We start from the raw sequence: 12958 nt of genomic DNA on the forward strand, positions 1-12958 counted from the left end.
CCGATCAGCCCTTGTTCTTGTTGTAGACGTCGAAGAACACGGCAGCGAGCAGCACCAGACCCTTGATGAGCTGCTGGTAGTCGATGCCGATGCCCATGATCGACATGCCGTTGTTCATGACGCCCATGATGAAGGCGCCGATGACCGCGCCCGTGATTTTTCCCACGCCGCCCGATGCCGAGGCGCCGCCGATGAAGCAGGCCGCGATGACGTCGAGCTCGAAGCCGACACCGGCCTTCGGCGTTGCCGAGTTGAGGCGGGCGGCGATGATCATGCCGGCCAGGGCCGCAAGCGCGCCCATGTTGACGAAGGTGAAGAAGGTCAGCCGCTCGGTGTTGATGCCCGAGAGTTTCGCCGCCTTCTCATTGCCGCCCATCGCGTAGATGCGCCGGCCGATCGTCGTGCGCGTCGTGACGAAGGTGTAGAGCGCAATCAGCACGCCCATGATGACCAGCACGTTCGGCAGGCCGCGATAGGTTGCAAGCTGGAAGCCGAGGAAGACCGCCACGGCACCGATGATCGCCATCTGCACCGCGAAGAAGGTGAAGGGCTCGTTTTCGGTTTCATGCAGCGCGTTCATGCGCCGCTCGCGCAGACCCGCATAGACCGCGTAGACGACGAGCAGGATGATCATCACCAGGGCGAAATAGTTCTTGATGAGGCTCGTCGCCGGGTCGGTGAGCGGCAGCAGATCCGGAACGAAACCCGTGGAGAGGATCTGGAAGTCCTTCGGGAACGGGCCGACCGGACGGCCGCCGAGCACGACATAGGTCATGCCGCGGAAGACCAGCATGCCGGCAAGCGTGACGATGAAGGACGGGATCTTCTGGTAGGCGACCCAATAGCCCTGCGCCGCGCCCATCAAGGCCCCGACGAGGATACAGGCCGGTACGACGATGATCGCCGGCACACCCCATTTCACCAGCATGATCGCCGATATGGCGCCGATGAAGGCGACGATCGAGCCGACCGACAGGTCGATATGCCCCGCCACGATGATCAGCAGCATGCCGAGCGCCATGATGACGATGAAGGAGTTCTGCAGCACCAGGTTGGTGATGTTGACCGGGCGGAAGAGCACGCCGTTGGTGATGACCTGGAAGAAGATCATGATCACGACGAGCGCGACCAGCAGGCCATATTCGCGGATGTTCTTCTTGAGGTAGTCTCCCACCGAAGGCTGGGTCGTCTTGGTCGCGGTATCGGTGGACATCAGTGTTTCTCCCCGGAGCGCATGATGGCGCGCATGATGGATTCCTGGCTTGCTTCCGCCTTGGAGAGCTCGGCCACGATGCGTCCTTCGTTCATGACATAGATGCGATCGCAGGTCCCGAGCAGTTCCGGCATCTCCGACGAGATCATCAGGATGCCCTTGCCCTCGGCGGCAAGCTGATTAATGATGGTATAGATTTCGAACTTGGCGCCGACATCGATGCCGCGCGTGGGTTCATCGAGGATCAGCACCTCGGGATTGGTGAAGAGCCATTTCGACAGCACGACCTTCTGCTGGTTGCCGCCCGAAAGATTGACCGCTTCCTGATAGATCGAATGCGAACGGATGCGCAGCTTCGAGCGGTAGCCCGCCGCGACCTTGGCTTCCTGATGATTGTCGATCACCGTCGCATTGGACACGCCCTTGAGGTTGGCGAGCGTCGTGTTGTGCATGATGTTGTTGATCAGCACGAGGCCGAGATGCTTGCGGTCCTCGGTGACATAGGCAAGACCGGCCTTGATCGCCTTCTGGATCGTGCTGACATCGACGGGTTTGCCGCGCATCAACACATCGCCGGTGATCTTGTGACCCCAGGACTTGCCGAAAATGCTCATCGCCGTTTCGGTGCGGCCGGCGCCCATCAGGCCGGCAATGCCGACGACTTCACCGGCGCGCACATTGAAGCTGACATCGTGCAGGAACTGGCGGTCGCGGTGGTGCTGGTGGAAGACGTTCCAGTTCTTCACTTCCAGCAGCGTCTCGCCGATCTTCGGTTCGCGCGCCGGATAGCGGTCTTCCATCGCGCGGCCGACCATGCCCTTGATGATGCGGTCTTCGGAAATATCCTCGTTGTGACAGTCGAGCGTCTCGACCGTGCCGCCGTCGCGCAGGATGGTGATCTGGTCGGCGACCTTTTTGATCTCGTTCAGCTTGTGCGAGATGATGATCGAGGTCATGCCTTGCGCGCGGAATTCCGTCAGCAGCTTCAGGAGCGCGTCGGAATCCTTCTCGTTGAGCGAGGCGGTCGGCTCATCGAGTATGAGCAGGCGCACCTTCTTCGACAGTGCCTTGGCGATCTCGACAAGCTGCTGCTTGCCCACACCGATATCGGTGATCAGCGTGCCGGGCGGCTCCTTGAGGCCGACCTTGTTCAGCAGTTCCTGCGTGCGGCGGAACGCCAGTTTCCAGTCGATGATGCCGTTTGTCGCCACCTCGTTGCCGAGGAAGATGTTTTCAGCGATCGACAGAAGCGGCACGAGCGCCAGCTCCTGGTGGATGATGATGATGCCCAGATGCTCGCTGTCGGAGATCGTGGAAAAGCGGCGGACTTCGCCGTCGAAATGGATTTCGCCCTCATAGGAGCCGGCCGGATAGACGCCGCTCAACACTTTCATGAGGGTGGACTTGCCGGCGCCATTCTCGCCGACAAGGGCGTGGATCTCGCCTTCGCGGACCTTCAGGTTGACGTTGTCGAGCGCTTTCACGCCCGGGAACGTCTTCGTGATGCCACGCATTTCGAGAAGGGTTTTGCTCATGTATCAGTTTCCAGCAGCCGGTCCTCCACCATGCGGCGGTAAACCGAGCCTATTCGCTCTGCGATCCGGAGAAAAGAGGGTTCGCGCGGCTTGGCGCGAACCCCGGAGAGTGGAAAGAACGATCAGTTCTTCAGCTGGTCGGCCGTGTAGTAGGCCGAGTCCGTGACGAGGATCTTCTCGGCATTGGACTTGTCGACGGCAACCGGCTTCAGGAGGTAGGACGGGATGACCTTGACGCCGTTGTCATAGGTCTTGGTGTCGTTCACTTCCGGCTCCTTGCCTTCCAGGATGGCGTTGACCATGCTGACGGTGACCTTGGCCAGTTCGCGCGTGTCCTTGAAGACCGTCGAATACTGCTCGTCGGCAAGCATCGACTTGACGGACGGCAGCTCAGCGTCCTGGCCGGTGACAATGGCCATCGGCTGGTCGCCCGAGCCGTAGCCGACGCCCTTCAGGGCCGACAGGATACCGATGGAGAGACCATCGTAGGGCGACAGGACGCCATCAACGCGGCCGTCGGTGTAGGTCGAGGAGAGCAGGTTTTCCATGCGGGCCTGGGCAACGGCACCGTCCCAACGCAGCGTGCCGACGGTTTCCATGCCGGTCTGGCCCGACTTGATGACGATCGCGCCGCTGTCGATCAGCGGCTGGATGACCGACATTGCGCCGTCATAGAAGAAGAAGGCGTTGTTGTCGTCCGGCGAACCGCCGAAGAGTTCGACGTTCCACGGCTTGGTGTCCGGGAACTTCGCCTTTAGGCCGTCGACGAGGCTGGTCGCCTGCAGAACGCCGACCTGGAAGTTGTCGAAGGTGGCGTAGTAGTCGACATTGCCCGAGTCGCGGATGAGGCGGTCATAGGCGATGACCTTCACGCCGGCATCGGCAGACTTCTGCAGGATGTCGGACAGCGTTGTGCCGTCGATGGCGCCGATGACGAGAACCTTGGCACCCTTGGTGACCATGTTTTCGATCTGGGCGAGCTGGTTCGGGATATCGTCGTCAGCAAACTGCAGGTCCGGCGTGTAGCCAGCTTCCTTGAACAGCTTTTCCATCGTCTCGCCGTCGGAAATCCAGCGGGTCGAGGTCTTGGTGGGCATGGAGATGCCGACCATGCCCTTGTCCTGGGCAAAGGACGGCGCCACGAACGACGCGACGCTGATGGCAGCGGCGGCGAGAAGCGAAGTGATCATTTTCATTGAAAGGTCTCTCCCTTGTGCGCACTGACCGGAATTGCGGCCAGGCATTGTTCTGTGCACGGGCGGGGTCGCTTTCAGGCGACGGCCTGGACTGGTGGGCCAGAAAAACCCGCCGATCCCCACTCCCAAGGACCCCAGCGCACATCGTCGCAACGTCGTACGAATTGCCATAACTGTCAAATGCAATAAACTTCTAAAGTGATATCAGATTTGATATACAATGAGGCAAATGTATTATTTTATGAAACGAGGTAAACATGCGCTTGCCAGATGACCGGGACGAGCCGCTTTTTCCAGGCGAAGATGGCGACAACCTTCAGGGCGTCGCCCTGTTGCGCAGCGGCCTGAAGCTCAGCCATCTCCGCATGATCGTGGCGATCGAGGAGCACAGCCAGGTGAGTGCGGCAGCCGATGCGCTGAACATCTCGCAACCTGCCGCCTCCCGCATGCTGACGGAAATGGAGACGATCCTCAAGGCCCAGTTGTGTGAACGCGTGTCGCGGGGCGTCGCGCTGACGGCTTTCGGCCGCGCCTTCGCGCGCCGCGCCCGCACCATCCTGCTCGAGCTGCGCGAAGTCGATCGCGAGCTTTCCGCGCTGAAATCCGGCACCGGCGGTTCGGTCTTCCTCGGGTCGGTGACGGCGCCGGCGATCAGCCTTGCCGTGCCGGCCATCCAGCAGGTGAGTGCCGCCTATCCCGGCATCGAGGTGAACGTGCGCGTCGAGACAAGCAATGTGCTCGCCCACGAACTGCTCGCGGCCCGGCAGGATTTCATCATCGCCCGCGTGCCAGACGACCTCAATCCGCGCCTGTTCAATGTCACCGAGATCGGCATCGAAAAGGCCTGCCTCATCGTGCGCAAGGGCCACCCGCTGACGGAAAAACCCGTCGTCGGCCTTGCCGACCTGCCGCACTATGACTGGGTGTTCCAGCCGGCGGGCACGCTGCTCAGGCGGCGCATCGAGGAACTGTTCATCGCAGCCGGCGTGGCGCTGCCCTCCACCGTGGTCAACACCTCGTCCATCCTGTTGACGACGGCCATTGTCTGCGGCTCGAACGCCATCGCCCCTGTCGCCCGCGACATGGCGGTCTTCATCGCCGATGTCGGCGCTCAGGCGGGCGAAATCAGCATCCTCAACACCGATTTCGAGATTGACATCAAGCCATACAGCCTCATTTCCGTTAAAGGCAGGGCGCTGCCCCCGAGCGCCAAACTGCTTTATGACCTGATCCTGCAACGCAGCCGCACGCTTTCCACTGGCTGATCGACGGAGACACCATGTTCGGCCTGACCGTTTTCGAATCCGTTCTGGAGAGGCTGAAGGCCGAGGCGCGCGAGGCAGCGGAGCAGGATGACGAACAGGAGATCAAGGACGACGAAGGCCCCGGTGAAATCCGCGGACTGACATCGGGCTTTGCCGGTATCGGCACCGGCAGCACCTTCGTTTCAGGCTCGCAGGCTGCCGCAGCCTACCTGGATCTCTATGAAGAACCGCCCGCCCTTCCACCGGAGCCACAGCGTCCGGTCGCAGCCGAGCCGCCTCCTGCCCCACCGCCGCATCTCCTGCGCATCGCGCCGGAAGAGGTTGCCGAAGATCTGGCTCTCAATGGCAAGGAAGGCGTCGACGATCTGCTTGCCCGCCGGCGCAGCTTTGCGCGGGAAAATCACCCCGACCGTGCGCCCGAAGATCTGCGCGTCAACGCGACCGTACGCATGAAGATCGCCAACATGCTGATCGACGAGACGATCCGGCGCATCGCTGTCGAAAAGAGCCTGGGCCTTCGTTAGCTCTTCGTCTCGCCGCCCTCTTCCGGCGGCTTGGCGGCCGGATCGGAGGGCTTGAAGAACAGGATGAGGTTGGCGAAGGCATAGGCGGTCACGACGAGGAAGATCGTGCCCCAGGTCTGCTCGTTGTTGTAGAACTCGACGCCCGTCCAGACCGCACAGACCCCGACCAGAAGCAGCCGCCGCCAGAGCGGACGGTAGAACGGATGGTCGGTGTCGATGATTTTCATGAACGTCTCCTCAGGCCTTCGACCGCCTACATAGGTGGTTTTCCCGCCGGAGGGAACCGGCATTAGGCGTCGAGACGATCGAGGAACGCGGCCAGCTCCGCGGGTTCGATCCCGACGAGATGCCCCTTCTGCGGATAGACGCCGGAGCGCACGTCGTCGGCATATTCCCGGAAGGCCGCAATGCGCTCCTGCTGGAGCCGATCATACTCGATAGCAAAGTTGCGGTAGACCTTGGCGTGGCGTGGATAGTGGCCACGGTTCTGGCCGAGCACGTCGTCGGCGAAGAGATATTGCGCATCGCATCCGGTGCCGGCGCCCATGGAGAGCATGACGAGCGAGGTTCTCGCGCTGATCGCAGCCGCGACGTCGCCCGGCACGACCTCGATTTCGGCGGCAAAGGCACCGGCCTCTTCCAATGCCTTGACCTGGCGCCAGATCTCCAGCGCACTCACCGCCGTCTTGCCGACGGCCTTGAAACCGCCCGTCCATGTCGCCTTGGAGGGAATGAGGCCGACATGGCCGCAAACCGGGATGCCTTCTTCCCGCAGGCGCCGCACCGTCGAAAGGCCGGCCGCGCAATAGACGGCGTCGCCACCCGCCTTCATCGCCTGGAAGGCGCCACGCAGATAGTCATCCGCCGTAATGAAATCACCGTATTCGAGGCCGGGAAAGGCGAAGACCGTCGGCGCCGCCTCGCGAAAGGCGGGGCCGAGCAGTGCGGGCGGCACGGAAACGAGGTCGATGCCTGCCTGCTCGGCGGCTGCCGCCTCTTCCAGCGTCACGACGCGCAGCATGGTGAGCTGGCGCCTGCCCTTCATCGCCTGAAGGTCTGCTACCGTCGGTCTCTTGGTTTTCACGGATCATCTCCCAGGCTTCGCCGATCAGGCGGCAAGCAGCTTCTTGAGTTTGGTTTCGGGTGCCGCAAGTTCGGCCGGGTCTGGATGAACGCGCGCCGCGATCAGCATTTCGGCAAGCCGGATGTCGCGGGCGACCACATTGCCCGGACCGATGCCGCTTGCCGCGATCAGCCGGCCACCGGCATCGAGGTGGAACAGGATGAAGGCGCCTTCGCCCACCTCACGCCGCACGGTCGTGGCTGCACCATCGGCAAGACCGGCAATCTGCAGCGTCATGTCATACTGGTCCGACCAGAACCACGGCACGGCGGAATGCGCTTGCGTGCCGCCAAGCATGTTGGCTGCGGCGAGCTGGCCCTGCTCCTGCGCATTGCGCCAGGATTCGAGGCGGATGCGGCGCTCGCCGTAGAGCGGCAACGGATAGGACGTGCAGTCGCCGGCGGCAAAGATATCGGGATCAGAGGTGCGCAACCGGCCATCCACCGAAATGCCGTTCTCGACCACAAGGCCGGCCGCTTCCGCCAGTTCCGTGTTCGGCACCGCGCCGATGCCAACGACGAGCAGGTTTGCCGAGACGATCCGCCCGCTTTCGAGCGTTAAACACACCTCGCCCGGCAATTCCTCGACCCCGGCGACCTTGGCGCCACACAGGATTTCCACCCCTTCGGCGGCATGCCGATGTGCGACGATCTCGGCGATCTCCGCCGGCACGCCACGGCTCAGCACGCGCGGCAGGCCCTCGATGAGGGTCACGGTCGCGCCGAGCTTGCGGGCGCTGGCGGCAAGTTCGAGGCCGATGAAACCGCCGCCGAGGATGGCGATATGGCTGCCCTCGACCAGATGCGCGCGAATACGTGCGGCATCATCATGACTGCGTAGCGCTGCAATGCGACCGCCATGGCGCGTGCCCGGCAAGGCGCGCGGCCGGGCACCAGTGGCGAGCAGCAGCTTGTCATAGGGGAGTGCTGCGCCGTCATCGAACAGGATGCGGTTACCCGCGCGGTCGATTTCCACAACGGCGCGACCGGTGAGCACGTCGATCCGCGCCTCGGCATAGCGTGTCGCTTCGGCAACGAGCTTCGGACCGGCTCCGGCAACCAGGGCATCCTTGGACAGCGGCGGGCGCTCGTAAGGCAGATGGGCTTCGCTGCCGATCAGCGTGATCGCGCCATCGAACCCTTTTTCGCGCAGGGCAAAAGCCGCGCGCGCGCCGCATTCGCCGGCGCCGACGATGACGAAATTCGCCATGAAACGATCCTCCCGAAAGGCTCTAGAGCCCGATGAAGACGGTGCCGCCTTCGACCTTGACCGGATAGGTCCTGAGATCGACGCAGACGGGCGCGCCCTTGGCCTCGCCGGTCTTGTAGTTGAAGCGGCCGTTGTGTTTGGGACATTCGATGACGTGATCCATCACAAGCCCATCGGCGAGGTGGATTTTCTCATGGGTGCAGAGGCCGTCGGTCGCGTGATAGGTGTCTTCCGGGCTGCGGTAGATCGCAAAGGTGCGACCGGAATGGTCGAACCGGATGACGTCTTCTTCGTCGATCTCGTCCGCCGCGCAGACCTCGACCCAGGTGTCGCTCATGATCTTTCCTCCAGTATGATGGTTATTCGGCAGCCACGACGGCCGGCTCGGCGTGAAACTCTTCCTTGTAGGGCCGCGCCGTCGCGGGCAGGTCACGCTTCAGGAAGTAGTCCTCGTTGCGAAGCTGGCGCAGGAACGCGGGGATCATTTCCCGGTAGCCGTTCCACATCGACGGGTTCGGCGCCGGCAGGTCATGCTTGATCATGGCGTGCAGCCGCGGCAGCGCGTGGTAGGGGATCATCGGGAACATGTGGTGCTCCACATGGTAGTTCATGTTCCAGTAGATGAAGCGGCTGAAGGGGTTCATGTAGACCGTGCGACTGTTCAGCCGGTGGTCGATGACATTGTCCGCAAGCCCGCCGTGCTGGAGCAGGCCGGTCAGCACATGGTGCCAGGCACCATAGAGCCGCGGCAGGCCGATGAGCATGACCGGCAGGATCGAGCCCATGGCGAAACAGAGCGCGATGGTGGCGACATAGATTGCGAGCCAGATGCGCGCGATGCGTATCGCCTTCGGCTGTTCGGATTCGGGCACGAAGGTCCTTTCGGCAGCGCTCATCCTGCCCGACGCATTGCGCAGCATATCGACGACGGCATGCCAGGCATCGAGCAGGCCGAAGAAGTTGAGGACGAGGCGCAGAAGATCCGGTGGGCGCATGACGGCGATTTCCGGGTCGCGGCCGACGATGACCGTGTCGGTGTGGTGGCGCGTGTGGCTCCAGCGCCAGGTGACGGGATTGCGCATGATCATGAAGCAGGCGATCTGGTAGACCGCGTCGTTCATCCACAGCGTCTTGAAGGCCGTGCCATGACCGCATTCATGCCAGCGGGAATCCGACGCCGAACCGTAGAGCACGCCATAGACCAGGAAGAACGGCACCGCCCACCAGGTTCCCCAGAACCAGATGCCGGCAGCCGCCATGACGAGCATGGTGCCGAGCCAGATCGCGGTGTCGCGGAGCGCCGGCCCGTCGCTGCGCTGCATCAGCGCCTTCATCTCCTTGCGCGGAATGTCGGTGTGATACCACTCGGCGGCAGCCAGCCCATTGGCAACGGCAGCTTCGGCATCGCGGCCAAGAAGGCTGTAGTCCCGCTTCGTCGGCTTCATCGCTCTCTCCTCCTCGCGGAACGCTCTCCAGCGGCCCCGCCTCGTCTGATGCACAAACGATAGCGCCGCTGCTTGCGTCTCTCAATCCTGCCATGATAGAATGCGTCAAATTCCATCATTCGCCATCATCAAGCTCTGATGGAAACTTTCAGGGAGGAAACCATGGCGGCGCGGCCGACGATAACGGACCTTGCGAAGGCGGCGGGCGTCAGCGTGGCGACGGTCGACCGGGTGCTGAACGGTCGCCACAAGGTGCGCGAGGAAACCGCGCGCCGCGTCTACGACGCCGCCAATGCGATCGGCTACCACGCCATTGGTCTCATACGGCAGCGGGTGTTCGAGGACCTGCCGCAATATCGGCTGGGCTTCAGCTTCCAGCGTCCCAGCCAGGCCTTCTACCAGAACTTTGCCCGCGAGATCGAAATCGCCTGCAATGCCTGCACCACCGCCCGCATCATTCCGCAGATCGACTTCATCAACGCGCAGACCCCGGCCGCGATGACGGAAATGCTGCGCCAGCTTTCGGCGCGCAATCAGGCACTCGCCGTCGTCGCCCCCGACTATCCGGCGACGACAACCATGGCCGAAGAGCTGAAAAACCGGGGCATTCCGCTGTTCTGCCTACTCTCTGACTTCGCCATGGATGTGCGCCAGGGCTATATCGGCCTCAACAACATGAAAGTCGGGCGCACGGCGGCCTGGATGATCGCCAGGGGTGCGAAGCGGCCGGGCAAGGTGGCGATCTTCGTCGGCAGCCACCGATTCCACGGCCACGAACTGCGCGAAATGGGCTTCCGCTCCTTCTTCCGTGAAAAGGGCCAGGATTTCGAGGTGCTCGATACGCTCGTCAACCTCGATACCAGCGAAATCACCCACGAGGCGACCGCCAACCTGCTCGCCCAGCATCCCGACCTCGTCGGCCTCTATGTGGCCGGCGGCGGCATGGAGGGGGCGATTTCCGCGATCCGCGAGGAGGGATTTGCCGGCAAGGTGCAGCTCATCGTCAACGAGTTGACGCCGGAATCGAAGGCTGGACTGGCGGACGATACCGTCACCATGGCGATCAACACCCCCCTGCCCGCCCTCTGCCGGGAACTCGTTTCACTGATGGTCGGCGCCATAGAAAAGGGCCCGAGCGCCGTGCCGGGGCAGACGTTTTTGCCCTTCGACATCTTCCTGCCGGAAAATATCTGACGCGGTGAATGATGGTTTTCCGTCATTCGCAAGACTAATCTCTCAGCAATGAGGGCAGTCTTTTCGCCTTCGCCTTTGACGCCTGCAAAAGCCTTCCCGATCCTCATGCGTGCATGCGAGGCGCCCGTCGGCGGCCTCGACGACCGGAGGATACCCATTCCATGCCCGCCCTGACATTCGCCCTCAACCACATGACCGCCCCTGCCCTGACACTAGACGCCTTTTTCGCCCTCGCCGTCTCGCTGGGCATGACATCCGTCGAAGTCCGCAACGACCTGGACGGCAACGCCATTCTCGACGGCACCACGCCCTCCGAGGTAAAGTCCCTTGCCGAACGCCACGGCGTCACGATCATCTCGATCAATGCGCTCCAGCGCTTCAACGAATGGACGCCGGCGCGCGCCGCCGAGGCCAAAGAACTCATTGACTATGCGAGCGCCTGCGGCGCCCGCGCGCTCGTGCTGGTACCGAAGAACGACGGGACCGGCCAGGCGGAGGGCGAGCGTCAGGCGAACCTTCGCGAGTCGCTCACGGCCCTCAAGCCTCTTCTGGAGGCCGCCGGAATCATCGGCCTCGTCGAGCCGCTCGGCTTCGAGATCTGCTCGCTGCGCTCGAAGCGCGAAGCCGCGGACGCCATGAAGGCGGTGGGCGGGGAACAAACATTCCGCCTCGTGCACGACACGTTCCATCATCACCTTGCCGGCGAGCCGGATCTCTTTGCCGAGCTGACAGGTCTGGTCCACATTTCCGGCGTCGAAGACCCCGCCGTCGCCGTTTCCGACATGCGCGACGGCCATCGCGTTCTGGTCGGGCCGCAAGACCGGCTTGGAAATACAAACCAGATCAAGGCCTTGCTCTCGGCCGGTTATACCGGCCCGCTTTCCTTCGAGCCCTTTTCGCCAGCCGTACACGACGTTGCCGACCCCAAGGCAGCCGTTGCGCAGAGTGTCTCCTATATCCGCGAGACCGTCTGATCTCCCTTGCCGGCGGCTGGTCCGTCAGCACTTTTCCCCAAGCGCACCGCAAAGGCCCGCCGGAAAAAATGGAACGGGCTTGACGTTGTATCGAGAAAATGGAATAAACATTCCGTAAGACGGAATTCGCGGTTTGTTTATTCTGTTTTGGCCTCTGCCTCCCGGGAGGAGCAAGGGCCGGCTGCCCCAAGGGGCAGCTTTCCGGTCAAGTCGGTGGCGCCGCCGGACGCCACGTTGAGGAGGAGACGACATGAAAAAATTCATTCTGAGCTCGGCGCTTGCCGTGATGATGTCCACCGCCGCCCATGCCGAGACGATCGGCGTTTCCATGGCGCTGTTCGACGACAACTTCCTGACCGTTCTGCGCAACGGCATGACCGACTACGCCAAGACGCTCGACGGCGTTGAACTGCAGATCGAAGACGCCCAGAACGACGTCGCCAAGCAGCAGAGCCAGATCCAGAACTTCATTGCGTCCGGCGTCAGCGCCATCATCGTCAATCCGGTCGATACGGATGCGACGGCCGCTCTCTCGAAGGCCGCTGCCGATGCGGGCATTCCGCTCGTCTACGTCAACCGCGAACCGGCGAACATCAACGAACTGCCGGAAAAGCAGGCTTTCGTCGCCTCCAACGAAGTGGAATCCGGCACGCTGGAAACCAAGGAAGTCTGCCGCCTGCTGAATGGCAAGGGCAAGGTCGTCGTCATGATGGGTGAACTGTCCAACCAGGCCGCCCGCGTTCGCACCCAGGACATCAAGGACGTCATCGCGACGGACGAATGCAAGGGTCTCGAAATCGTCGAAGAGCAGACGGCCAACTGGCAGCGCACGCAGGGCCAGGACCTGATGACCAACTGGCTCTCCGCCGGCCTGGAATTCGACGCCGTCATCTCCAACAATGACGAAATGGCGATTGGCGCCATCCAGGCTCTGAAGGCTGCCGGCCGCTCGATGGACAGCGTCGTCGTTGCAGGCATCGACGCCACGCAGGACGCGCTTTCCGCCATGGCCGCCGGCGACCTCGACGTGACGGTGTTCCAGGATGCCGCCGGTCAGGGCAAGGGCTCGGTCGATGCCGCGCTCAAGCTCGCCAAGGGCGAAAAGGTCGACACAAAGGTCTACATCCCGTTCCAGCTCGTGACGCCGGCCAACATTGCCGACTTCCAGGCCAAGAACTGACCGGCTCACCGGTCTCTTGAAAGCCAGCTAGACTATGAAGGACGCGCGCACGCCTGCGTGCGCGCGTCCGACCCGTTTCAGGTTGCTCCGGGAGGGAGGG

At 62.6% G+C, this 12958-nt stretch carries 13 protein-coding genes; 5 read left to right on the plus strand and 8 right to left on the minus strand.

The window, feature by feature from the left end:
* Window positions 1–4 precede the first annotated feature (4 nt).
* The 3 genes from mmsB to chvE all read right to left on the minus strand — a co-directional run bounded on the left by mmsB (window position 5) and on the right by chvE (window position 3944).
* Complete coding sequence (mmsB, locus tag GR138_RS04140; protein ID WP_160857319.1) at window positions 5–1213, minus strand: multiple monosaccharide ABC transporter permease; 1209 nt, start codon at window positions 1211–1213, stop codon at window positions 5–7.
* Window positions 1213–2748, minus strand: coding sequence for a multiple monosaccharide ABC transporter ATP-binding protein (gene mmsA / locus GR138_RS04145; protein ID WP_160857320.1), 1536 nt, complete (start codon window positions 2746–2748; stop codon window positions 1213–1215). The genes mmsB and mmsA overlap by 1 nt, the downstream gene beginning before the upstream one ends.
* Window positions 2749–2870: 122 nt before the next feature.
* Window positions 2871–3944, minus strand: a complete 1074-nt coding sequence (gene chvE, locus GR138_RS04150) for a multiple monosaccharide ABC transporter substrate-binding protein (RefSeq protein ID WP_160857321.1) — start codon at window positions 3942–3944, stop codon at window positions 2871–2873.
* A 257-nt stretch (window positions 3945–4201) separates the two neighbouring features.
* On the opposite strand from chvE, the gene GR138_RS04155 reads away from it, so the two are divergent.
* Together GR138_RS04155 and GR138_RS04160 are read left to right on the plus strand one after the other, a co-directional pair.
* Window positions 4202–5209 (plus strand): LysR family transcriptional regulator, encoded by a 1008-nt coding sequence (locus GR138_RS04155; protein ID WP_160857322.1) that lies wholly within the window; start codon window positions 4202–4204, stop codon window positions 5207–5209.
* Window positions 5210–5223: 14 nt separating this feature from the next.
* Entirely contained in the window at window positions 5224–5733 is a 510-nt protein-coding gene (locus GR138_RS04160; RefSeq protein ID WP_246200268.1) for a hypothetical protein, read from the plus strand.
* On the opposite strand, the gene GR138_RS04165 is transcribed toward GR138_RS04160, so the two are convergent.
* The 5 genes from GR138_RS04165 to GR138_RS04185 form a co-directional block, all read right to left on the minus strand.
* Window positions 5730–5960 (minus strand): hypothetical protein, encoded by a 231-nt coding sequence (locus GR138_RS04165; protein WP_160857323.1) that lies wholly within the window; start codon window positions 5958–5960, stop codon window positions 5730–5732. The genes GR138_RS04160 and GR138_RS04165 overlap by 4 nt on opposite strands.
* Window positions 5961–6022: 62 nt before the next feature.
* Entirely contained in the window at window positions 6023–6817 is a 795-nt protein-coding gene (locus tag GR138_RS04170; protein WP_160857324.1) for a 3-methyl-2-oxobutanoate hydroxymethyltransferase, read from the minus strand.
* 24 nt (window positions 6818–6841) lie between these two features.
* A complete protein-coding gene (locus GR138_RS04175) occupies window positions 6842–8065 on the minus strand; it encodes an NAD(P)/FAD-dependent oxidoreductase (protein WP_160857325.1) in 1224 nt (407 codons plus the stop codon).
* A 22-nt stretch (window positions 8066–8087) separates the two neighbouring features.
* Complete coding sequence (locus tag GR138_RS04180; protein ID WP_160857326.1) at window positions 8088–8402, minus strand: MocE family 2Fe-2S type ferredoxin; 315 nt, start codon at window positions 8400–8402, stop codon at window positions 8088–8090.
* A 22-nt stretch (window positions 8403–8424) separates the two neighbouring features.
* A complete protein-coding gene (locus GR138_RS04185) occupies window positions 8425–9510 on the minus strand; it encodes a fatty acid desaturase family protein (protein WP_160857327.1) in 1086 nt (361 codons plus the stop codon).
* A gap of 162 nt (window positions 9511–9672) precedes the next feature.
* On the opposite strand from GR138_RS04185, the gene GR138_RS04190 reads away from it, so the two are divergent.
* From GR138_RS04190 to GR138_RS04200, 3 genes are all read left to right on the plus strand, one after another.
* Window positions 9673–10704: a LacI family DNA-binding transcriptional regulator gene (locus tag GR138_RS04190; RefSeq protein ID WP_160857328.1), complete on the plus strand. Its 1032-nt coding sequence runs from the start codon at window positions 9673–9675 to the stop codon at window positions 10702–10704.
* Between the two features lie 161 nt (window positions 10705–10865).
* The gene (locus tag GR138_RS04195; RefSeq protein WP_160857329.1) at window positions 10866–11678 is read left to right on the plus strand and encodes a TIM barrel protein; all 813 of its coding nucleotides are present in this window, start codon (window positions 10866–10868) and stop codon (window positions 11676–11678) included.
* Between the two features lie 250 nt (window positions 11679–11928).
* Complete coding sequence (locus tag GR138_RS04200) at window positions 11929–12858, plus strand: sugar ABC transporter substrate-binding protein (RefSeq protein ID WP_160857330.1); 930 nt, start codon at window positions 11929–11931, stop codon at window positions 12856–12858.
* Window positions 12859–12958: the final 100 nt, after the last annotated feature.

It is taken from the genome of Shinella kummerowiae, assembly GCF_009827055.1.
GTDB classification, from domain to species: domain Bacteria; phylum Pseudomonadota; class Alphaproteobacteria; order Rhizobiales; family Rhizobiaceae; genus Shinella; species Shinella kummerowiae.